The 20,765-nt window shown below is 70.2% G+C and carries 24 protein-coding genes; all 24 read left to right on the forward strand.

The window, feature by feature from the left end; all coding sequences use genetic code 11:
* Positions 1-12: 12 nt before the first annotated feature.
* The gene (locus PV734_RS45180) at positions 13-1,062 is read left to right on the forward strand and encodes a major capsid protein (protein WP_319295106.1); all 1,050 of its coding nucleotides are present in this window, start codon (positions 13-15) and stop codon (positions 1,060-1,062) included.
* Positions 1,062-1,388 carry a hypothetical protein gene (locus PV734_RS45185; RefSeq protein WP_319295108.1) on the forward strand — a complete coding sequence of 109 codons (327 nt, stop codon included), beginning with the start codon at positions 1,062-1,064 and terminating at the stop codon, positions 1,386-1,388. Before PV734_RS45180 ends, PV734_RS45185 begins: the two co-directional genes overlap by 1 nt.
* Positions 1,389-1,393: 5 nt before the next feature.
* Positions 1,394-1,840 (forward strand): hypothetical protein, encoded by a 447-nt coding sequence (locus PV734_RS45190; RefSeq protein WP_319295110.1) that lies wholly within the window; start codon positions 1,394-1,396, stop codon positions 1,838-1,840.
* On the forward strand, positions 1,837-2,196 hold the full coding sequence (locus PV734_RS45195; RefSeq protein WP_319295112.1) for a hypothetical protein: 360 nt from the start codon (positions 1,837-1,839) through the stop codon (positions 2,194-2,196). Before PV734_RS45190 ends, PV734_RS45195 begins: the two co-directional genes overlap by 4 nt.
* A gap of 4 nt (positions 2,197-2,200) precedes the next feature.
* Positions 2,201-2,479, forward strand: coding sequence for a hypothetical protein (locus PV734_RS45200; RefSeq protein WP_319295114.1), 279 nt, complete (start codon positions 2,201-2,203; stop codon positions 2,477-2,479).
* Positions 2,479-2,886 carry a hypothetical protein gene (locus tag PV734_RS45205; RefSeq protein ID WP_319295116.1) on the forward strand — a complete coding sequence of 136 codons (408 nt, stop codon included), beginning with the start codon at positions 2,479-2,481 and terminating at the stop codon, positions 2,884-2,886. Before PV734_RS45200 ends, PV734_RS45205 begins: the two co-directional genes overlap by 1 nt.
* A gap of 75 nt (positions 2,887-2,961) precedes the next feature.
* On the forward strand, positions 2,962-3,615 hold the full coding sequence (locus tag PV734_RS45210) for a phage tail protein (protein WP_319295118.1): 654 nt from the start codon (positions 2,962-2,964) through the stop codon (positions 3,613-3,615).
* Between the two features lie 102 nt (positions 3,616-3,717).
* Positions 3,718-4,050, forward strand: a complete 333-nt coding sequence (locus PV734_RS45215) for a hypothetical protein (RefSeq protein ID WP_319295119.1) — start codon at positions 3,718-3,720, stop codon at positions 4,048-4,050.
* 476 nt (positions 4,051-4,526) lie between these two features.
* Positions 4,527-8,858, forward strand: a complete 4,332-nt coding sequence (locus tag PV734_RS45220) for a phage tail tape measure protein (RefSeq protein ID WP_319295121.1) — start codon at positions 4,527-4,529, stop codon at positions 8,856-8,858.
* The gene (locus tag PV734_RS45225) at positions 8,859-9,821 is read left to right on the forward strand and encodes a phage tail protein (RefSeq protein ID WP_319295123.1); all 963 of its coding nucleotides are present in this window, start codon (positions 8,859-8,861) and stop codon (positions 9,819-9,821) included.
* 21 nt (positions 9,822-9,842) lie between these two features.
* Positions 9,843-11,000, forward strand: coding sequence for a siphovirus ReqiPepy6 Gp37-like family protein (locus tag PV734_RS45230; RefSeq protein ID WP_319295125.1), 1,158 nt, complete (start codon positions 9,843-9,845; stop codon positions 10,998-11,000).
* A 16-nt stretch (positions 11,001-11,016) separates the two neighbouring features.
* The gene (locus tag PV734_RS45235) at positions 11,017-11,958 is read left to right on the forward strand and encodes a hypothetical protein (protein WP_319295127.1); all 942 of its coding nucleotides are present in this window, start codon (positions 11,017-11,019) and stop codon (positions 11,956-11,958) included.
* 2 nt (positions 11,959-11,960) lie between these two features.
* Positions 11,961-13,478 (forward strand): glycosyl hydrolase family 28-related protein, encoded by a 1,518-nt coding sequence (locus tag PV734_RS45240; protein ID WP_319295130.1) that lies wholly within the window; start codon positions 11,961-11,963, stop codon positions 13,476-13,478.
* Between the two features lie 9 nt (positions 13,479-13,487).
* A complete protein-coding gene (locus PV734_RS45245; protein ID WP_319295132.1) occupies positions 13,488-14,285 on the forward strand; it encodes a hypothetical protein in 798 nt (265 codons plus the stop codon).
* 85 nt (positions 14,286-14,370) lie between these two features.
* A complete protein-coding gene (locus tag PV734_RS45250; protein ID WP_319295134.1) occupies positions 14,371-14,640 on the forward strand; it encodes a hypothetical protein in 270 nt (89 codons plus the stop codon).
* Positions 14,637-15,452 carry a CHAP domain-containing protein gene (locus PV734_RS45255; RefSeq protein ID WP_319295136.1) on the forward strand — a complete coding sequence of 272 codons (816 nt, stop codon included), beginning with the start codon at positions 14,637-14,639 and terminating at the stop codon, positions 15,450-15,452. The genes PV734_RS45250 and PV734_RS45255 overlap by 4 nt, the downstream gene beginning before the upstream one ends.
* Before the next feature lie 59 nt (positions 15,453-15,511).
* The gene (locus tag PV734_RS45260; RefSeq protein WP_319295138.1) at positions 15,512-15,829 is read left to right on the forward strand and encodes a hypothetical protein; all 318 of its coding nucleotides are present in this window, start codon (positions 15,512-15,514) and stop codon (positions 15,827-15,829) included.
* Positions 15,830-15,880: 51 nt separating this feature from the next.
* The gene (locus tag PV734_RS45265) at positions 15,881-16,213 is read left to right on the forward strand and encodes a hypothetical protein (RefSeq protein ID WP_319295140.1); all 333 of its coding nucleotides are present in this window, start codon (positions 15,881-15,883) and stop codon (positions 16,211-16,213) included.
* Entirely contained in the window at positions 16,210-16,899 is a 690-nt protein-coding gene (locus tag PV734_RS45270; protein ID WP_319295142.1) for a collagen-like protein, read from the forward strand. The genes PV734_RS45265 and PV734_RS45270 overlap by 4 nt, the downstream gene beginning before the upstream one ends.
* 190 nt (positions 16,900-17,089) lie before the next feature.
* Positions 17,090-18,322, forward strand: a complete 1,233-nt coding sequence (locus PV734_RS45275; RefSeq protein WP_319295144.1) for a helix-turn-helix transcriptional regulator — start codon at positions 17,090-17,092, stop codon at positions 18,320-18,322.
* A gap of 141 nt (positions 18,323-18,463) precedes the next feature.
* Positions 18,464-18,697, forward strand: a complete 234-nt coding sequence (locus tag PV734_RS45280; protein ID WP_319295146.1) for a hypothetical protein — start codon at positions 18,464-18,466, stop codon at positions 18,695-18,697.
* Positions 18,694-19,230 (forward strand): hypothetical protein, encoded by a 537-nt coding sequence (locus tag PV734_RS45285; RefSeq protein WP_319295148.1) that lies wholly within the window; start codon positions 18,694-18,696, stop codon positions 19,228-19,230. The genes PV734_RS45280 and PV734_RS45285 overlap by 4 nt, the downstream gene beginning before the upstream one ends.
* The gene (locus PV734_RS45290) at positions 19,227-19,715 is read left to right on the forward strand and encodes a hypothetical protein (protein WP_319295150.1); all 489 of its coding nucleotides are present in this window, start codon (positions 19,227-19,229) and stop codon (positions 19,713-19,715) included. The genes PV734_RS45285 and PV734_RS45290 overlap by 4 nt, the downstream gene beginning before the upstream one ends.
* On the forward strand, positions 19,712-20,344 hold the full coding sequence (locus PV734_RS45295; protein ID WP_319295152.1) for a hypothetical protein: 633 nt from the start codon (positions 19,712-19,714) through the stop codon (positions 20,342-20,344). Before PV734_RS45290 ends, PV734_RS45295 begins: the two co-directional genes overlap by 4 nt.
* Positions 20,345-20,765: the final 421 nt, after the last annotated feature.

Genomic DNA, 20,765 nt, shown 5'->3' on the forward strand with positions numbered 1-20,765 from the left:
GGATGATCTGAGATGAGCTGGACTCTCGACACAGAGTTCATCGAGCCGACCGAACTCACCGGCCTCATTCGGGCCGCGCTCGCCGATCTGCAGGTGAACCGCTTCACGCTGTCGCGGTGGCTGCCGAACGTCGAGGTCGACGACATCGCGTACGAATACACGAAGGGTGGCGGCGGGCTCGCCGAGACCGCCTCGTTCCGCTCGTGGGACGCCGAGTCGAAGATCGGCCGCCGCGAGGGGATCGGCAAGGTCATGGGCGAGCTGCCGCCCATCAGCGAAAAGATCCCGCTGAACGAGTACGACCGGCTGCGGCTGCGGAAGCTGGACACGAACGACGATCGCGTGCTCGCGCTGATCGCCCGTGACGCGCAGCGCATCGCCCGCAACATCGGCGCGCGGTTCGAGGTCGTGCGCGGGCAGACGCTCGTCAACGCGCAGGCGCCCGTGACCGAGCTGCAGCAGACCGTCGACTTCGGACGGATCGGCGCGCACTCGGTCGTCGCCGCAACGCTGTGGACCGACCACACGAACGCGACGCCGCTCACCGACATGCGGTCGTGGGTGAACACCTACGAGGACACGAACGGCGAGTCGCCGGCCGTGACCCTCGCGCCCGTCGGGGTGGTGACGCACTTCGGTATGTGTCAGCAGGTGATCAGGCAGGTGTACCCGCTCGCCCCTGCGGGCACGGCGCCGATGCTCAACACGGAACAGGTGAACTCTGTTCTGCAGGCGCTCGACCTGCCGCCGTTCGAGATCTACGACGCGCGCGTCAAGGTCGAGGGTGTCTCGACCCGCATCACGCCGTCGGACTCGATCGCGCTGCTGCCCGAGCCCGGACCGACGACCGCGTCGCAGCCGACCGACCTCGGCGCGACGCTGCTCGGCACGACCGCCGAGGCGCTCGAATCCGAGTACGCGCTCGTCGCGAGCGAGCAACCCGGCATCGTCGCCGCGACGTACAAGAGCAAGGATCCGATCCGGCTGTGGACGCACGCCGCCGCGGTCGGTCTGCCGGTTCTGCGCGAGCCGAACCTGACCTTCAAGGCCAAGGTGATCTGATGACGCGCCGACTGATCGCGTACGTGCACGTCGACGGCGTCGCGTACGGGCCCGACAGCGAAGTGCCGCCCAAGGTGGCGAAGCAGATCGGCGAGCACGCGTGGACCGACGCCGATTCCTCGCCCGAGGTGCCCACGCCCACGGGCGAGGGCGGCGGCTCCGAGGACGAGGCGCCGCCCCGCTCGGGCCGCGGCTCGGGCGTCGAGGCATGGCGGGCGTTCGCCGAGCAGCACGACGTCGAGGTCGCCGCCGACGCGAGCCGCGAGGACATCATCGCGGCGTGCGAGGCGGCCGAACTCGTCGAGCCCGAGCAGCGGAAGGAGTAGGGGCGGTGGCGGCGTTCGCTACGGTCGACGACTACACCGCGCGCGCCGCCGTCACCCTCGCCGAGGGCAGCCCGCGGCGGGCGCAGGTCGAGGCGTACCTCGACGACGCGTCCGCCCTCATGCGGCGGCACATCCCGACCGGGTACGAGCCCGACCCGGCGACGCTCAAGGCGATCGCCGTGTCGGTCGTGCGCCGGGTCATGGCCAACCCCGGCGGGTACCGGCAGCGCACGATCGGCCAGTACTCCGAGTCGCTCGGCGAGGACGGCGGGCTGTACCTCACCGACGACGAGAAAGCGCAGCTCGCACCCGAGGACGTCACCGACCCGGACGCCGACGCCGCGTACACGATCGGTGTCCGCGACGAGGGGCTGCCGGGGTGGCGGCGGGATCCGTACCCGTGCTCACCGCACGACCCGTCGCCCGGTCTGTGGGCCGGCGGTGTGTGGTGATCCCCGACGACGTGCTGCCGCACCTCGTCGACGTCGAGCACCCCGGCACTAAGGCGGACCGGTACGGCAACGAGGTCGACGACTGGTCGCCGGCCGCGGTCACGCACGCCGAAGTCGCCGCGTGGCTGCAGCAGAACACGAGCGCCGAGGACAACGACCAGCGGTCGGCACAGATCGGCGAATGGCTCATGGTCTGCAACCCGGTCGACACCTCGGGCAGCCCGCTCACGGTGTACGGCAACGACCGCGTGCACTGGCAGGGGCTCGACTTCGAGGTGATCGGCCCGCCCGGACCGGCGTACACCCCGGTCGAGCTGCACCACTACGAGATCAGGCTCAAGACGGTCGAGGGGTGATCGCATGGCCCGAAACAGGTTCGTCCCCAACCGGCGAAACATCGCCTCGTTCCTGCGCACGCCAGAGACGCGGGCACTGATCGAACGCAAGCTGCGGGCGATCGCAGATGACGCAAGCGCGACCGCGCGGGCCGACGGGGCGGGCGGGCAGTTCCGGGTCGACGTCGAGACCGGCGACCACCGCGTACGCGGCGCCGTCATCGGCGACTACTCGACCAATGACCCCGAGGTGTCGCGGCGGGCGCTGCTGCGCGCCCTCGACGCCGCGCGGGCGGTCGAGTGATGGCGGCACCGGTCGAGTTCCCCGACGCCGTCGCGGTCGTGCGCACGTACCTGCAGGCGGCGCTCGACGCCGCCGGGCTCGGCGTCCGGGTCGTCACGCGCGTGCCGATCACGAGGCCGGCCTCGTTCGTCCGGATCGAGCGTGTCGGCGGCAGCCGGATCGACCGGATCACCGACCGGCCGCGGCTCGACTTCGAGTGCTGGGGACCGGACGAGGGCGCCGTCGCTGACCTCGTCAAGGTCGTGCGGGCGCTCGTGTTCGCGATCCCAGGGTGGCGGGGTGTGGCTGCGTACGACGTCGTCGACGTCGGCGGGCCGAACAGCTCGCCGGACCCTGAAAGCGGGCAGGAACGCGCCTCGTTCGCCGTCGAGGTGTCCCTGCGCGGCAAGGCGCTCGCCGCCCCCTGATCGGCTCACCCGCCACCCTGACCACTCGCCCCCGAGCCGTGAGCCGGCCGGGGGTTTCCCATGGAGGGACACAGCATGTCCACACCGACCCCGGTGTCGCTCGAATCCGGGCTGCACACCGAGTACATCCGCAAGCAGCTCGTACAGGCGATCTTCGCGGCAGATCTCTCGACCGCCGCGATCTCGAACCCGTTCGACACCGACGGCAGCCTCGTCACGATCCCGGCCGGGTACGTGCCGATCGGCTACACCACCGACGACGGCGTCTCGTTCCCGAGCGACGTGTCGATGTCCGACGTCACCTCGTCGCAGTCCTCCGAGCCGACCCGCAGCGACGTCGAGTCCGACGTGCTGACCGTGACGTTCTCGCCGCAGGAGACGAACGCGGCAACCGTCGCCCTGTACGAGGGACTGCCGCTGTCCGGCGCGGGCGCGCTGCCCGCCCTCGGTACCGCGTGGACGTGGGACCGAGCCAAGACGCCGCGGAACCCGTTCCGCCGGCTGCTGTTCATCGGTCTCGACTACGGCGACGACGGCGGAGAGATCTACGTCGTCAAGCACATGCCGCGGGCTCGCCTCACCGACAAGGACGACGAGACGTGGTCGCGGGCGGACCCGACGACCCGCCCGGTCACGCTCACCGCGTACCGCGACAGCGCCGTCGGCACCTCGTGCCGCAACTGGATCGACGGCCCCGGCTGGCGGGCGCTCGCCCCGTCCGGCGGCTGACGGTCCCACTGACCGGGCGAGGGACGGCGGTTCTGGGTGAGCCCCGACCGTCCCTCGCCCTCGAACGCTCACCCACAGCTCACCCGAGAGAGAGGCACCACCATGAGCAAGCCCAACGGCAAGCGGTACCGGCTGGAGACCGTCCGCCGGTCCTACGCGGATGCGGTCGGCGGCGAGCGCGTCGAGTTCGAGGTCGGCCCCGAGGACGAGCCGACCGTGTTCTCGTTCCCGCACCCGATCTTCACGCCCGACGACATGCAGCAGGAACTCAACGAGGCGAAGGGCGACGAGGCCGGCGCCCGCATCCTGCTCGGCGACCAGTACGCCGAGTTCCTCGCGGCGGGCGGCGACGTCAACAGCGTGATGTTGCTGTACGTCGGCATCCGCAATGAGGCGCAGGACAAGGTGCAGCGGGTGCGCCCTACGAAGGGGTAGGCCCCGACGGCGACGACGTCGTCGAGGTCTACACGTACACCGCCGTCGACGTCCTCGGCGAGCAGCCCGAGGCCGTCGAGGCGGACCTGATCCGGTACTACGGCAGCAGCGTCGGCAAGGGCGGGCCGCTCGCCGCCTACTGGCGAGGCGAGATCACGCTGCGGCTGCTGCGCGTCCTGGTCGAGGGGCTGCCGCCGGACAGTGCCACCGCCCGCGCCCACAACGGGCATGCGTGGCAGTCGCTCGACTACGCGGCCGCCGACACGCGCGATCTGCTCGCGCTGCTCTTCACGGCGTTCGTGAACGCCAACCGCGACCCGAAGAAACCGGCCATGCCCTACCCCGAGCCGGGGTGGCGGCCGGGCGACCCGACGCCCGAGGAAACCGCAGCCGCGGCCGAGCGGGACCGGGCAAAGGCGCGGGCTGCGTACGACCACATCACATCGCAAGTGCTGCCCGAAACGGGGTGATTCGGCATGCCGGTCGAGGTCGGCGTCGGGTACGTGTCCGTCGTGCCCGAGGCGCGCGGGTTCGGCCGGCTGCTCAATCAGCAGATCAGCGGCGAGTCGGCGCGCGTCGGCTCATCCGCGGGCGAGGACGCCGGCGACGGGTTCCTCGGCGGGCTCGGCGGCAAGTTGAAAGCAGGCGTCGCGGGCGTCGCGGTCGCGGGCGGTGCGCTGTTCGCGGCCGGGTTCGCCGAGGCGGTCGAGCAGGACAAGGCAACGGCCAAACTCGGCGCGTCCCTCGGGCTCACAGAGAAAGAGACAGCCCGCGCCGGGAAGGTTGCAGGCAAGGTCTACGCGTCCGGTTACGGCGAGTCGATCGACCAGGTCGACGAGTCGCTCAAGTCTCTGCAGCGCAACGGCGTCGCGGCGATCAACGGCCCGCGGAAAGAACTCGTCGGGCTCAGCAAGGACGCGCTGAACCTCGCGGACGTGTTCGACGCCGACGTCGCCGACTCGACCAAGGCTGTCGGCAAGCTCATGTCGACGGGCCTCGTCAAGAACGCGAAGCAGGGGTTCGACCTGCTGACGGCCGGGTTCCAGTCGGGCGCCGATCAGGCGGGCGACCTGATCGACACGGTCAACGAGTACTCGGTGCAGTGGAAGAAAGCCGGGCTGTCGGGCTCGACCGCGATCGGGCTGATCAATCAGGGGCTCAAGGCGGGCGCCCGCGACGGCGACCTCGTCGCGGACTCGATCAAGGAATTCTCGATCCGGGCGGTCGACGGGTCGACGACGACCGCGGCCGGGTTCAAGATGCTCGGGCTCAGCGCCGACGACATGGCGGGCAAGTTCGCCAAGGGTGGCAAGAGCGCGAACGGCGTGCTGCAGCTCACCCTCGACCGGCTGCGCGGGATCAAAGACCCGGTCAAGCAAGCGCAGGCCGCTACCGCCCTGTTCGGGACGCAGAGCGAGGATCTCGGCCGCGCGTTGTTCGCGCTCGACCCGAGCAAGGCGGCCGCCGGACTCGGCAAGGTCGGCGGCGCTGCGGACCGCATGGGCAAGCAGCTCCACAACACCGCCTCGAACGACATCGAGGTGTTCAAGCGGCAGGCGCTGCAGGGGCTCGCCAACTTCGCGAGCAAGTACGCGCTGCCCGCCCTGCGGGACACCGGGAAGTTCCTCGTCACGTACGTACTGCCGCCGACGAGGACGGTCGGCGGCGCCCTCGTCTCGTACCTCGTGCCCGCCGCGCAGGCGGTCGGCACGGCGTTCGCAGCAACCGCGGGGTGGCTGCAGAAGTACGGGGCGTGGCTCATCCCCGTCGGCGTCGCGGTGGTCGGTCTGACCGCGGTTCTGTCGGCGCAGGCGATCACGACCGGAATCGTCACCGGGGTGTTCTCGGTCTACCGGGGCGCGATCCTGCTGTGGTCGTCCGTGACCCGGATCGCGACCGGCGTGCAGGCCGTGTTCAACGCGGTCATGTCGGCGAACCCGGTCGGGTTGATCATCGTCGGCATTCTCGCGCTCGCCGCCGCGGTGGTCGTCGCGTACAAGAAGAGCGACACGTTCCGCGGGATCGTGCAGGCAGCTTGGGCCGGCATCAAGGTCGGTTGGGATTACCTGTGGGGCGCCCTGCAGGTCGGGTTCGGCTATTTCATGACCGGGCTGCGGGCGATCGGCTCGGCCGCCTCGTGGCTGTGGTCGGGCGTGCTGCAGCCGACGTTCTCGGCGATCGCGACCGGCGCGAAGTTCCTGTTCGCGGTCGTGTTTACGGTCCTGATCCTGCCGTACGTGCTCGCGTTCAAGCTGCTCGCCGCCGTCGGAACGTGGCTGTGGACCAACGCACTGCAGCCGGCGTTCAACGGGATCGCCGCCGGCGCGATGTGGCTGTGGAACAACGCGATCGGCCCGGCTGTCCGCGGGATCGTCACGCTGTTCTCGTGGTGGTGGACGGGCGCGAAACTGTACTTCGGGCTCGTCAAGGCCGGTTTCTCCGCGGTCGGCTCGGCCGGGGTGTGGCTGTACCGCAACGCCCTGCAGCCCGCGTTCCGCGGGATCGTCACGGTCGCCGGGTGGTTCTGGTCGGGCGTGAAGGTCGTGTTCGGCTACTTCACGACCGGCATGCGCGCGGTCGGCTCGGCGGGCTCGTGGCTGTACCGAAACGCGCTGCAGCCGGCGTTCAACGGGATCGGCTCGGCCGCCTCGTGGCTGTGGTCCAAGGCGCTCAAGCCTGCCTTTGACGCTGCCAAGACCGGCGTGCGCCTGGTCGGCGACGCGTTCGGCACGGCGAAGGACGCGATCGGCAAGGCGTTCGGCAAGATCGAGTCGATCACCAAAAAGCCGGTGAATTTCGTAATTCAGTCGGTCTACTCAAATGGGATTAAAAAGGTCTGGGACGGCGTCGCCGGGTTCGTTGGGCTGGGCAAGCTGCCGGCCGCGCCGAAGCTGCTCGCCGAGGGCGGCCGTACGCGCGGTGGCACTCCGGGCAAGGACTCGATCCCGGCGCTGATGATGGCCGACGAGTTCGTCGTGAAGCGCAGCAGCGCCCGGAAGATCGGGTTCGGCGCGCTGAACTACATGAACCAGACCGGCGAGCTGCCGGTACAGAAGTTCGCCGGCGGCGGGATCGTCGGCGACGTCGCCGGCTGGATCGGCGGGAAGGCGAAGGCGATCGGCGGCGCCGTCATGGACGGCGTCGACTTCCTCGCCCACCCCGGAAAGCTGTGGGACAAGGCGACCGGGTTCGTTCGCGACAAGATCGGGGCGATCGGGCAGAACCCGTTCGCGCAGATGATCGGCAAAGTGCCGCTCAAGATGCTGTCGAGCCTGAAAGACAAGGTCGTCAAGGCGGCGACGAGCGCGTTCGGCGGGGGCGACGTCGGCGGGTCCGGGGTCAAGCGGTGGTCGTCGGTAGTCCTGCAGGCGCTCAAGATGGTCGGGCAGCCGGCGAGTCTGCTGCCGACCGTGCTGCGCCGCATGAACCAAGAGTCGGGGGGCAACCCCAAGGCGATCAACAATTGGGACGTCAACGCCAAGAACGGCGACCCGAGTCGCGGGCTCATGCAGGTGATCGGGTCGACGTTCAACGCGTACGCGGGCAAGCTCACGTCGCGCGGCATTTACGACCCGCTCGCCAACATCTACGCGAGCATGCGGTACGCGCTGTCGAGGTACGGCTCGCTCGCCTCGGCGTACAACCGAGCCGGCGGGTACGCCTCGGGCGGCCGCCCGAAGGCGGGCGAACTCGCCTGGGTCGGCGAGCAGGGGCCCGAACTCGTCCGGTTCGGCTCGGGCAACTCGACCGTGTTCGACCACCGCACGTCGCTCGGCATGGTCGCCGGGCTCGGTGTGCGCGGGTTCGCGAAGGGCACGACCTCGGCGGCCGCGAAGGCACGCAAGGAAGTGCCCGGCGACCTCGGCTCGTTCACCAAGAGTCTGACCGGCTCGGCGAGCACGATCGCCTCGGCGGCGAAGAGCCTCGCCGACGACCTGAAGAAGACGGGTACGACCGGCCGGTCGCTCGCCGCGCAGGCGCTCGCGACGTCAAGCCGGCTGCAGTCACTCGCCAAGCAGCGCGACGCGGTCGCCTCGAAGATCGCCACCGCGAAACAGGCGGCGGCCGACCAGAAGGGGACCGCGCAGGATTACCTCGGGCTGACCAACATCAACGGCGGGAAGATCGCGACGGTCGGCGACCTGATCGCGGGCATGCAGACCCGGCAGTCGACGCTCTCGAACTTCCAATCGCTGATCACGACGGCACAGAAGAAGGGGGTCACGCAGTCCGTCATTCAGCAGATGATCGCCGCCGGCCCCGACAGCGGGCTCGCCGGGCTCATCGCCGGGGCGTCCGCAGGCGACGTGAAGAAGATCAACAGCCTTGCGGCGTCCGGCGCCAAGCTCAGCACGTCGTACGGCAACACCATGGCCGACGCGATGTACGACAGCGGCGTCAACGCCGGTAAAGGGTTCCTCGTCGGTCTGCAGTCGCAAGAGAAAGCACTGCAGCAGCAGATGACGAAACTCGGCGGCGTCCTGGTCGACTCGATCGAGCACCGGCTCAGGATCCACTCACCGGCCAAGGAAACCGAGTACGTCGGCCGCATGGTCGGCGCCGGCATCGTCGTCGGCACCGACAAGTCGCTCGACACCGTGCGGGCGGGCGCTCAGCGGCTCGGCCGGGCAGCGATCCCGCCCGTCATGCCGACCGCCGAGGCGGTACGCGCGGCCGGGTCGGCGTCCGACGGTCAGTCCGGCCATACGTACAACTTCTATCCGCGCACGCTCGACATGACCGTGCGCGATCTGGAGCTGCTGCAGCGGCGACAGGATGCGCTCGCTCGGGTAGGGAGGCCGCGTTAAATGCCGCTCATCACAGCGCCGGTCATCACCCCGCCCGACACCGGGGGCGGGACCGGTACGCCGGTCCCGCTTCCCGAGGTCGGGTTCGCGGTCGCCACCTACACCGACCCGACGGGTAAGGTCTGGTCGCTCACCGACGAGGACGCGGGTTGGTTCACGCTCGCCGACGGCGTGTCCGGGCTCGGCGCGACGTCGTACTCGCTGACCACCGACGCGCACCCGCGCGGCGGCGCACGGCTGCGCTACGCGCAGGCACAGCCGCGGGCGATCGTGTGGCCGCTGTACGTGTACGGCGAGGATCACGTCGAGTTCGTCGGCAGGTGGCGGGCGCTCGCGACGGCGTTCACGCGCACCCTGCGCGAGGGCCCCGGATGGCTGGAGATCGCCCGGCCGGACGGCGGGCGCCGCCGGATCGCCGTGTACTACCAAGAGGGGTTCGAGGGGCGCGGCTCGAAGGGATCCGGGATCGTCTCGGACTCCGCAGCGATCACGCTGTGGTGCGAGGACCCGTATTGGATCGACCCCGTCGAGGTGTCGGTGCATCGGGAGACCGGCGCACTGTCGAGTTTCTTTACCCCTTACCCGACGGTCTCGTCGTCGCAGGTGCTCGGGGCGACCACACTCCGGAATCCGGGGGATGTGGTGGTGTGGCCGAAGTGGACGGTCACGGGCCCGGCGTCCCTGATCACGTTCACGAACCAGGGAACCGGCGAGCAGTTCACCCTCGACCCGACAGCGGTCGGGCACGGCGCGCTGCTCGCCGGGCAACAGGTCACGATCTCCACCGACCCGCCGACCGTCCGCTACCAGGACGGTTCCAACTGGGTTGGGGCGCTCAACTGGCCGAGCGCGGTTCTGTGGGGGCTCGCCCCCGGCAACAACCCGGTGACGTTCCAGTTGAACGGGTCCGGGCCCGGCAGCGCCGTCGACCTCGTGTTCAACCCGCGGTACGAGACCGCCTGATCGAAAGGGGGCGGCGGTCGCGTGGCCGTGCAACTGCTCATCACCGACGAGAACCTCGCCGTGCAGGGCGACCCGATCGACGGGTGGACGAACCTCGACGTCACGAAACGGTTCAACGAGCCCGGCTCGGGCAGCGTCGACATGCCCGCCCTACCCGAGGTCATGGCCCAACTGCAGCCGGGAAACCGGTTGGTCGTCATCCGCGACGGCGCTGTGTGGGTGGCCGGGCCCCTGGAGATCCCGACGGATTACTCGTGGTCGGTCACCGACGAGCCGGCGGGAAAGGTCACGGTCAGTTTCTCCGACGACCTCGCCACGGTGGCCGGGTACATCACGTGGCCGACCCCGGCGAACGCGTGGACGGCGCAGCTCGCCAACACATACCGGCAGCTCACCAGCACCAACGCGGAAACGATCATCCGGACCCTGGTCAATGAGAACTGCGGTCCGGGCGCGCGGGCCGAGCGCCGCATACCGCACCTCGCCCTCGACGCCCTCGCGAGCGTCGGCACCTCGACGACCTTGAGTACGCGGTTCGAGCCGCTGCTCGACGTCTGCAGACGCATCGCCCTCGATGGCGGGGCGATCGGGTTCCGGACCCAACAGGCGGCCGGGCAGATCCTGTTCGGCTGCTACCGGCCGCGCGATCTGACCTCGACCGCGCGGTTCAGTACCGGGCTCGGGAACCTCCGCTCGATCCAGTGGAAGCGGTCCGCGCCGACCGTCACGCACGCGCTGATCGCGGGCACCGAGCCTGACATCGGGACGACGGGGCGCACGTACGTGCAGGTCGCCGACACCGCGGCGGCCGGCTCGTGGTGGCGGGTCGAGAAGTACGTCGACGGCTCGGCGCAGACCGACACCGACGGCGAACTGACGCAGGCCGGGAACGGGGAGATCGCCGCCGGCGCTGCCCCCGTCGAACTCGCGACGGTCACCGTCGACACCCCCGATCTCAAGGCCGGCCGCGACTTCGATCTCGGCGACAAAGTCACCGTGGCGCTCCCGTACGGCGTCGAGGTCGCCGACCTCGTGCGCTCGATCCAACTGCAGGCGACGCCCGAGTCGGGCGAGTACGTGACGACCCTGGTCGGCTCGCCGGACGCGACCACCGATCCCGCCATGGTCAAGGCCATACGCACACTCAGCCGGCGACTCGGCCGGCTCGAAGCCCGATAGCGAAGGAGGTGCACGCGTGGCTCAGGACTCGTGGCCGTCACCGGCTCACAACGCCCGCGCCGTCACCGACACCGAGTACGAGAAGATCGCCGCGAGGTTCTCGGGCGACGGCGTGTACGGCGCCCCCGCCGACACGGCCGTCGTGGCTGCCGGTATCGGTCTGTCCGTGGACGTCCGATCGGGCGTCTATGCCTCGGTACGCGGGCACGCCTGGACGTCCGGCACGGCGACCGTGAATCTGCCGGTCACCCCCAACACGAGCGGGAAAACGCGCGTCGACCGCGTGGTGCTGCAGCTCGACCGCGCCGCATGGACTGTGCGCGCCGTCGTCAACGCCGGAACCCCCGGCGGCAGCGCCCCCGCCCTGACACAGAGCACCGGCGACACCGGTCTGTACGAGATCAGTCTCGCCACGGTGAGCGTGCCGACCGGGGCGGCGTCGGTCACGGTCGCCCGCAACGAGCTGTACGTCGGTGTCCGGATCCGGCCGTGCACCTCGACGACGAGGAACCCGAACCCGGCACCGGGCGAGATGTGTTTCGAGACGGACACCAAGCGCGTGCGGGTATGGACCGGTAGCAGTTGGACCGGGCTGTTCGACGACTCGGGGCAGGTGGTCGTCAGTGCGACGGCGACCGGGTGGCGGAACAGCGCCGACAGCGTGCTGCAGAAGCGCAACGGTGCCGTGCACCTGCGCATCGGCGGGTTCCAGCGGACCGGCGGCACCCTCGCCGCAGGTACCGAGTCCCGCCTGCCGATCACGATCCCGGCGACCTACCAGCACCCGAACCGCGATCAGTACGCGATCGCCTACACGACCGGCCTGATCGTGAGCCGGGCGATCATCTACTCGGCCGCCTCGGACCGGCCCGGTCAGGTGTGGCTAGCGAACCATCCGGCGATCGACAAAGACGACTACGTGCTGCCGGGCTCCGGTATCAGTTGGGTGGTGGACTGAGCATGGCTCGTCACGAGTTCGGGGCAGGCATCGCCGACTATGTGGTCGCACCCGCCGACGGGCTGTGGGGGGTGGCCGCGTCCGCCGTGGTCACGTTCTGGGATGCCTCGGACGCCGGGAACCAGTACACCGACCTGCAGGACGCGAGCGGCACGCCGATGACGTCGGTCAAGGCCGACGAGTTCGGGTTCCTGCCGCGGTTCCTCGGTCCAGACAACATCATCGGGATGTGGGCGGACGCCGGCGGCACCTCCCGCGCGTGGGTCGAGGCGTACAACCTCACCGCGGGAAGCAGCAGCGGACCCGCCTCGTCCCTGGACTGGCTGAGCGTCCGGGATTTTGGGGCGAAGGGCGACGGCGTCGCAGACGACGCCCCCGCGATTCAGGCAGCGATCGCCGCGGCGAGCACGGCGGGCGGCGGCACCCTGTACATCCCGGCCGGCCGATACACCCTGGGTGCTGCGCTCAACTGGGCGAGCAACGTCAACGCGATCGGCGCGGGCGACCGCGTGTCGATCCTGCAGGCGACGAACCAGAACCTTGACCTGATCAGCGGTACGGACATCAGCGGTGTCACGCTGCAGGGGCTGCAGTTGTCCGGTCCGGGGCGGGGGTTCGGCAGCGGCGTGCGGTTCACGAGGTTCGCGGCGCCGTCGACCGCGAACATCACGCTGCGAGACGTGCTGATTCAATCCATGGGCGGCGACGGGGTGTTCTGCCACGAGCTGTCGTCGAGCATCCTGCACCGGGTGCGGGTCCGCACCTGCGGCGGCGTGGGGTTCCACCTGCAGGCGCCGCAAGACACCGTCCTCGGTGGCGCGTCGACGTCCCTGATCGGCTGCTCGGCCGAGGGCAACGTCGGGGCCGCGTACTGGCTCGACGGCATGGCGTACACCAGCCTGACCGCCTGCGCCGCCATGGGATCCCCGACCGGGTTCCGGCTCGATTCCTGCACGGGTGTCGCTCTCACCGGCTGCGGCGCCGAGCAGTGCACGACCGGGCTCACGGTGTACGGGGGCAAGGGCGCCACCGTGAACGGGTTCGTGACGAAGGCATCCGACGGCACGTCCGTGTGGCTCACGAACAGCGCGACCGGTGTCGTCCTGGTCGGCGTCACCGAAGTCTCACCGGGTTCGGGCGCGACCACGTGCCTGCGCACGGACGCCGGCACGATCGCAACCGTCCTCGGTCTCACCGCAGTGAAGGCGAACGTACTGACCGGCACGGTCAACCGCCTCGACCCCGGCGACGGCTCGCTCGTCGTGACCGGCAAGACGATCGTGCCGAGCGGCGGCACCGCGGCGCGCATGGGCACGGCCACGCTGGCGGCCGGCACGGTCACCGTGAACACGACGGCGATCGCCGCGGCGAGCGTCGTGCAGCTCACGATCCAGACCCCCGGCGGCACGGTCGGCTCGCCGTACGTCAACGCCCGGACGGCGGGCACCTCGTTCGTCATCAAGTCGACCTCGGCCAGCGATACGTCAACGGTCGGTTGGCGCATCCTCGACCCGTCATAAGGGGGTTCCATGGTTGCCGCGATCTCGCCGCAGACCCTGATCGATCTCGGCATGCAAGAGGCCGCGATCAAGTACCAAGAGGACTACTCGGGCGGCACTTGGACGAACCTCAACAAGTACGCCAAGGAAACGCCCGGCATGGCGAGCTACGACGGGCAGTCGTGGTGCGTGATCGGGCTGCTGTGGCTCGCGTACCGCGCGGGTGACATCACGATCATGCCGCAGACCCCGGCGTGCGACGTCGCCGTCACCACCTACCAGTCATGGAACCGGTGGAGTTGGTACCCGGCCGTCGGTGCGCAGGTCATGCTCGGTACCAGCGGGCAGGATCACACCGGTCTCGTCTACCGGTACAGCGACACTCAGATCTCGACGATCGAGTTCAACAGCAACAACACCGGATCATCCGAGGGCGACGGCGTGTACCTGCGTACACGCAACAGGTCCGACGCCAACGTGTACGGCTATGGGTACCCCAAGTACGCCTCGCCGATGGTCACGGCCGATGTCAACTGGCACGACGACAGCAGCCTGATCAAGACGTCGTCGGGCACCGCCGCGGCGTACTCGCCGTACCCCGGCGTCGACTTCTTCAAGATCGGCCGCACCTCCCCGCTAGTCCTCGCCGCAGCAAAACGCCTCGTCGCCGTCGGGGCAGGCAGCTACACCCCGACCGCTGATATCGGCTCGGGCGACCTCACCGCGTGGGGCAACTGGCACGTCACGTGCGGGTCGCCCGGCGGCGCGTACACCGGCGTGCCCAACGAGGCCATTTGGCGGGCGCTGCAGATACCCCACAGCCACTGATCAGGCGGCGCGACCGCCGCACTCCGCACGCCCCGAGCCGACCCGGCCGGGGCGTTTCTCATGCCCGAACAGAAGGGGCTCACCCATGGGTGACACAGCACGGCCGATCCCCGAGCGGCTCGGCGATCAGCACGAACAGGCGCAGCACCTCGTGCGGACCGGCAACGGCCCGACCGTCGAGGACGAGTCGGCGCTGCTCGCCGCGCAGTACGGCCGGGCGGACATGGCCGGGTTTTACTCCGCGCCCGAGCAGCTCGTCGACCAGGACGCCGAGCCCGTCGCCGACGCCGAGGTCGTCGACCAGGACGACGCCGCCCCGGCCGACGACACCACGAAGGGGGGCGAGTCCGCATGAGCGTCGACGCGATGATCGCGGCCGCCGAGAAGTGGATCGGGACCGGCGAGCCGAACGCGATTCAGCAGTGGTACCGCGAGCGCAACGGGCCCGACTACGCGGGCAACTTCGCATGGTGCGACGCGTCCGTGAGCTACTGGGCGACGCAGGCCGACGAGCGCGACGCGGTGCTGTTCGGCACCGACTTCGCGTACACCGTGGCGCACGCCGCGAGGTTCAAGGCGGCCGGACAGTGGCACGCCATGACGAACGGCATCAAGGCGAGCGGCATACGCCGCGGCGACATCATCTTTTTCGACTGGGACGGGTCGAGCGAGATCGGCAAGATCGATCACGTCGGGATCGTCACGGGCGTCTCGGCCGACTTCCGGTACGTGTTCACGATCGAGGGCAACTCCGCCAACGTGTGCGCAAGGCGCGCGAGGGTCGTGCACGACATCGCCGGGTTCGGCCGCCCCAAGTACAAGACGCCGCCGAAGACGACCACCACGAGCGGCAGCTCGACCTCGAAGCGACCGCAGGTGTCGCTCAAGGCGCTCGCGAAGGCGTTCAAGGTCGACCCGCCGAAGAAGGGCACGCCGGTCTCGTACAAGCCGGCGATCTACGTCGAGAACGCGCTCGTCGCCGAGCGGCTGCTCGCCAAGGCGTACGCCGACGGGCACGCCGGCACCGCCACTCGCTCCGCATACAGCCTGTGGCAGGAACGGTGCGGGTTCCACGGGACCGAGCCGGGCGGCGACGCCGACGGCACGCCCGGCATGACGACGCTCAAGCGGCTCGGCCAGAAGCACGGGTTCGACGTCGTCGCATGACCGACGCCCGGCCGCCGCCGCGCGGCCGGGCTCACCAACCATCGAAAGGGGGCCGGCCCATGACCGGTCTGTTCGTCAGTTTCATGCGCACGGGTGTGCCGCTCGTCGCGGGGTGGCTGCTCACCCTCGCCGTGCGCGCCGGCGTCACCATCGACTCGGCGACCGTCACGGGCGCCGTGACCGTCGCGTGCGCGCTCGTGTACTACCTCGTGTTCAGGCTGCTCGAAGTGGCCGGCGAGCGGGCGCGGGGCACGGCCCTGCAGAACCTCGCCGGCCTGTTCCTCGGGTGGGCGCGGCCGCCGGCATACCCGAAGTTCCAGGCGCTCGAACCGGTCGACGGCGCGCGATACCTCGGCGGCGACTCGACCAGCGGGTGACACCGGCCTTACGGCCGCGGACACACCCCCATGCACACCCGGAGGAAGCGCGTGGACGCTGCGACGCTCGGCGCCGTCGGAACCATCGTCGTCGGGCTCGCAGCGGCCGCGGCCGCCATCATCGGGCAGCGAGGCGCGAACCGCGCGTCGCAGTCCGGCGCGGTGCTCGGCGGGTACTCGACGCTCGTCGACAACCTGCAGGAAGAGCGCGACAAGGTGCGGGCGCAGCTCGCCGAGAACGAGGTGCGGCTCGCCGCGGCGTACGCCGAACTCGCGGCCGAGCGAGCCGACAAGGCAGCGCTGCAGGGGCAGATCACGACGCTCACAGCAGAGAACGAGCGGCTGCGCGACCGGATCGTCGAGCTAGGAGGACAACCCACGTGAAGCGCCGTCATGCTCAGCCGATCCTCGCGCAGCGGTGGCGCTCGCTCGCGATCGCTGCCGTACTGCTCGTGCTGTCGGGGGCCGTTGTCCTCGTGTGGCTGCGGATCGATGCCGAGGCGAGCCGCGCCGATTCACTCGCCGACGAGGCGAACCTGCGGGGCGACGCCGTGTCGACGCTCGCGGGCGACGTGCGGGTGCTGCGGGCGCAGATCACGGCCGACGGAAAGACGCCGGCCGCACCGGATCCGGCACGGGCCGTCGACGATCTGCCCTCGCGGGCCGAGGTGCCCGTACCGATCCCCGGTCCTGCAGGACCCCGCGGACCGCAGGGCGAGCCCGGCAAGGCGGCGCCCACGATCACACCCGCGCCCGGACCGTCGGGACCGTCCGGGACGCAGGGCGACCCCGGCGCCACGGTGACCGGCCCGCCCGGACCGACCGGACCGGTCGGCCCTGCAGGACCCGCCGGGCCGCCGGGCGCGGACGGAAAGGACGGCGCGGACGGCACGGACGGGCGCGACGGGCAGACATGCCCGGACGGGTACAGCCTGCAGGCGCCGTCATGGGATCCCGACGCGCTCGTCTGCAGGCGCGACGGCGCACCACAGCCGAGTGACCCGTCGCCGAGCCCGACCTCGTCACAGTTGCTGCTCGGGCTGCCTGCCGAGCGCCGCCGCATCGCGTGAACAGCACTGCGCCCCTGTCTGGCCTAGCGGCCGGGCAGGGGCGCTTTCGTGCGTTCGGCCCCCGCCGCGGGGAGCGGCGAGGGCCGGGTGAGTGCTCCCCGAAGGGGCGATTCCCAGTATGACCCAAGCGGTTCAACCCGTCACGGTCGTACGCTGGTTGACGAGTGCTCTCACCCATCAAGGGGAATTCATGATCAATCCGTCAGCACTGACGACCGGGGAGAAGATCAAGTATTACCGCGTCAAGGCCGGTAAGTCGCAGGCCGCCCTCGCCGGTCTCGTCGGCCGTTCCGAGGACTGGCTCAGCAAGGTCGAGCGGAACGTGATCGGTATCGACTCCCTGTCCATGCTCATCCGACTCGCCCGCGAACTCAACCTCGACAACGTCGCCGACCTCGTCGGCTCGTCGATCGACTTGAGCCTCGTCGGGGGCCCCGAACACCCCTCGGTGCCGGCGATCCGCCGGGCCCTGAACGCTCCGCCGTCGCACCTCGGGCTCGGGCTGCCCGGCGACCCGTACACCGCGCAGCAGCTCGGCGAGCGCGTCGTCGAGACGTGGGGCATCTACGAGAACGACACCGAGCGGTACGCCCCCGTCGGCGGCATGCTGCCCGGACTGCTCGCCGAGGCGTACGCGACGCTGCGCAGCGCGAGCGGCGAGGAAGAACTCGAAGCGACGCGCGCCCTCGTCTCGCTGCTGCACCTGCATCAGGTGTTCTTGCGGCGCGTGGGCGAGCGCAAGCTGTCGTTGCGCGCTGCCGACCGAGCGATGCAGATCGCCGACGACACGGGCGACCCCGCCCTGATCGCCGCCTCGGCATGGAACGTGTGCGGCATCCTCACGTCGAGTGGCGAGGTCGCCGACTCGCTCGATCTCGCGCGCAGCACGATCGGCCACTGCCGGCCGGGCGACGACGCGACCCCCGAGCACCTGTCGGCGTACGGCGCGCTGCATCTCGCCGCGGTCATCGCTGCCGTACGCGACAGCAAGGCGCCGACGGCATGGGACCTGTTGACGCAGGCGAACAGCGTCGCGCAGCGCCTCGGCGTCGACCGGAACGACTTCCACACCTCGTTCGGGCCGACCAACGTGAACATGCACGGCGTGCACCTCGCGGCCGAAGAGGGTGACGCCGCCGAGGCGTTGCGCCTCGCCGACGACGTCGACGTGCCCGAGCCCGGCGGCGTGCTGCCGCTCGAACGCACGACGCGGTACCTCGTCGAGGTCATGCACGCGCACCGGCTGACCGGCGACGACTTCGGCACGCTGTACATGCTCAAACAGATCATGGAAGCGTCACCGGAAGAGATCAGGTACTTCCCCCTCGTGCGCGAGGCGGTGCAGTCCCTCTTGAAGCGGTCGCGCCCGCAGATGCGGCAGGATCTGCACCGCATCGCCGAGCACGTCGGGGTGCTCGCTTAGCTCGAACGGCTGCGCGTATAGGCGCAGTTGACACCCGGAACACGAGGCGACCCGGAATTCTCTTCCGGGTCGCCTCTCCGTTTCCCTTCTACGGTCCGTTGCATGACGATGACTCAGCGAGTGCGGCGAGGGAGTGTCGGCGTGACCGCGAATCCCTCGCAGGGCGTACGCATCGACCGCATCGGACCCTTACGGCGCACGGCCGCCGGCCGTGTTGCGCTCCCGCTCACCGTGGGCAAGAACGGCGAACCGATCGGCGAGGGCGACCTCGTACTGACCAACGCCGCCGCCGAGCTGCTGCACGCCGAACTCGGCCGGCTGCTCGCCGAGTCGTTCCCCCCGATTACTCCGGACGAGCGGAGCGAGACGACATGACGACAAACGAGGCGCTGCCACCGCGCGCACCAGGACGAAGCACACCGGACAGGATCCGCCGGGCGCACATCGCCGACGCCGCCGCCGGGTTCGACGGGTTCGCGCCCGTCGACTGGGTGAGAGACACCGGGGCGAGCCTGTCGAGCACTCTCGCGCTGTGGGATCAGGGGCAGCTCGCCGAGCTGCCCGCGGGCAAGGGATGGGACGTCGTCCGCATGGACCGCCCGCGCGGGTGGCGCACGGTGCAGGCGCTGCGGAACGCGGGCGCCGTCATCGGGCCCGTGCTGCACACTGACTCGCACGTCGAGGTTCTCGTGCCCGCCGGCTCGGTCGAGGCGTGGGACCAAGAGGGCGCGACCGTCCTCGCCGAGGGCGAGCTGCTGCTCGCGCCCCCGCCCGCGGTGGTCGCACCGCACACCCTGCTCGCCCACTCGTGGATCGTGCCGCCCGGTGCCTCGCTCACGGACGGCATGGCGCTGTACGAGGCGTTCGCGGCCGCGGGCGCAAGCATGGCCATGGACGGCGGCCGATGACCGCCGAGGCGCCGGTCGCCGAGGCCGTGCCCCTCGCGACGCTGATGTCGGTCAACGTGCGCACGTGGCTCGAACAGGCGCCCAACGGCGAGCCGATCCCCTGTCTGATGATCACCTACCCGGCGCCGCAGTTCGACGACGCCGACCCCGCCGTCGTCGAGGCGACCATGCGACAGGTGGCGCAGTCGCTCGGCGCCGTACCGGCCGGCGAGCCGGTACCCGACGTCGGCACGCGGCTGACCCTCGGTGGGGGCGTGGCGCTGCTGTGGTTCCTTGAGACCGGCTACGCGCTTAAGGTCCAACACCCCCGATGGGTGCGCGGGCTCGAACAGTGCGGCGGCGCGCTGCTCGCGGTCGGGCTCGACGAGCTGTCGCAAGTCGCCTCGGTCGCCGAGGTCGACGAGTACCGCAATCACTCTCGCGAGGCCGGCCGCCTGCAGTTCGCCCTCGCCCGTGTGGGCCGCGCGGTCGGGGGTGCCTCGTGAAGGCGCTTGCCCGGCCGGACGTCGTCCCGTTCATCGCGGCATGGAGTGGCGAGCAGCCGCACCGGCGAACGGTCATCTACTCGGGGCGGGGCGGGATCGCGTACGCCGACGAGGGGCCCGAGGACCGCGACCAACACGGCGTGTTGTGGAACGGCCGCGCCCTCGCGCAGGGCACCGGTCGCCCGGCGTACGGCGACGTGCACCCGGAGCGGCAGCGCATCGCGATGCAGTACCTCTTGTGCCAGGTGTGCGGGCGGTCGGCCGACCGCGACGACCGCGGCGTGCTGTGGGTGGTCGAGGACAACCGGGGCGACTGGGACGGGTGGCCCGAGCGGCTCATGACGACGCACCCGCCGCTGTGTCTGCCCTGCGCGGGCAAGGCGGTCGAGATGTGCCCGCACCTGGTCGACAGCAGCATCGCGGTACGCGTCCGAGACAGCGAGGCGTGCGCGGTGTACGGGCGTATCTGGTCGTCCTCGGCGTTCGGGCGCCCGGTGCGTACCGCGGTGAAGGACGTCGTCACGTTCGGCTCGCCGGCCGCGCGGTGGGTGCTCGCCGGGCAGCTCGTGCGCTCGCTGGACGGGTGCACGCTCGTCGACCTGCAGCGCGAACTCGCGCGTCTCCCCTAGACAGGGCCGCTCGGCGGTAGTGTCGCCGATCCCTCCCGGCGAGCGGCCCGCGCACGCGTTCGATTACAGTCTATGTGTTTGGCATATGCACCTACGGGGGCAAGTTACTCCAGGGTCAGTTAGCGATGGTTAACCGACTGCCCCCCGCAAGCGGGCGCGATGGGTACCCTCACGCGCGAGAACCGTTCCGTCCAGAGCACGGAGTCGCGCCCGACCCGCCCCGGCTGCCCGTACAGTGGCGGCCGGGGCGGGCTCGTTATCGGCGCCGCTCGGATCGCGTCAAAGTTCCAAGAATCTCGGGCCAAGCGCCTTGCTTTAGATTGGTTCGGGGCGACCTGCAAAGACGCAGGTAAGCACATCGCTAAACCTCGCACACCTTCTAAGCGCTTGGCCGCAGGTTCGAGTCCTGCCGGGGGCGCAA

Origin of the sequence: Streptomyces sp. AK08-02, assembly GCF_033795085.1 — a bacterium.
Classification (GTDB): domain Bacteria; phylum Actinomycetota; class Actinomycetes; order Streptomycetales; family Streptomycetaceae; genus Streptomyces; species Streptomyces echiniscabiei.

Excerpts from the sequence above, each read along its gene's own strand:
- PV734_RS45180 (WP_319295106.1), top strand. The coding sequence starts at position 13 with ATGAGCTGGACTCTCGACACAGAGTTCATCGAGCCGACCGAACTCACC.
- PV734_RS45185 (WP_319295108.1), top strand. The coding sequence starts at position 1,062 with ATGACGCGCCGACTGATCGCGTACGTGCACGTCGACGGCGTCGCGTAC.
- PV734_RS45200 (WP_319295114.1), top strand. The coding sequence starts at position 2,201 with ATGGCCCGAAACAGGTTCGTCCCCAACCGGCGAAACATCGCCTCGTTC.
- PV734_RS45205 (WP_319295116.1), top strand. The coding sequence starts at position 2,479 with ATGGCGGCACCGGTCGAGTTCCCCGACGCCGTCGCGGTCGTGCGCACG.
- PV734_RS45210 (WP_319295118.1), top strand. The coding sequence starts at position 2,962 with ATGTCCACACCGACCCCGGTGTCGCTCGAATCCGGGCTGCACACCGAG.
- PV734_RS45215 (WP_319295119.1), top strand. The coding sequence starts at position 3,718 with ATGAGCAAGCCCAACGGCAAGCGGTACCGGCTGGAGACCGTCCGCCGG.
- PV734_RS45220 (WP_319295121.1), top strand. The coding sequence starts at position 4,527 with ATGCCGGTCGAGGTCGGCGTCGGGTACGTGTCCGTCGTGCCCGAGGCG.
- PV734_RS45225 (WP_319295123.1), top strand. The coding sequence starts at position 8,859 with ATGCCGCTCATCACAGCGCCGGTCATCACCCCGCCCGACACCGGGGGC.
- PV734_RS45240 (WP_319295130.1), top strand. The coding sequence starts at position 11,961 with ATGGCTCGTCACGAGTTCGGGGCAGGCATCGCCGACTATGTGGTCGCA.
- PV734_RS45245 (WP_319295132.1), top strand. The coding sequence starts at position 13,488 with ATGGTTGCCGCGATCTCGCCGCAGACCCTGATCGATCTCGGCATGCAA.
- PV734_RS45250 (WP_319295134.1), top strand. The coding sequence starts at position 14,371 with ATGGGTGACACAGCACGGCCGATCCCCGAGCGGCTCGGCGATCAGCAC.
- PV734_RS45255 (WP_319295136.1), top strand. The coding sequence starts at position 14,637 with ATGAGCGTCGACGCGATGATCGCGGCCGCCGAGAAGTGGATCGGGACC.
- PV734_RS45260 (WP_319295138.1), top strand. The coding sequence starts at position 15,512 with ATGACCGGTCTGTTCGTCAGTTTCATGCGCACGGGTGTGCCGCTCGTC.
- PV734_RS45275 (WP_319295144.1), top strand. The coding sequence starts at position 17,090 with ATGATCAATCCGTCAGCACTGACGACCGGGGAGAAGATCAAGTATTAC.
- PV734_RS45285 (WP_319295148.1), top strand. The coding sequence starts at position 18,694 with ATGACGACAAACGAGGCGCTGCCACCGCGCGCACCAGGACGAAGCACA.
- PV734_RS45290 (WP_319295150.1), top strand. The coding sequence starts at position 19,227 with ATGACCGCCGAGGCGCCGGTCGCCGAGGCCGTGCCCCTCGCGACGCTG.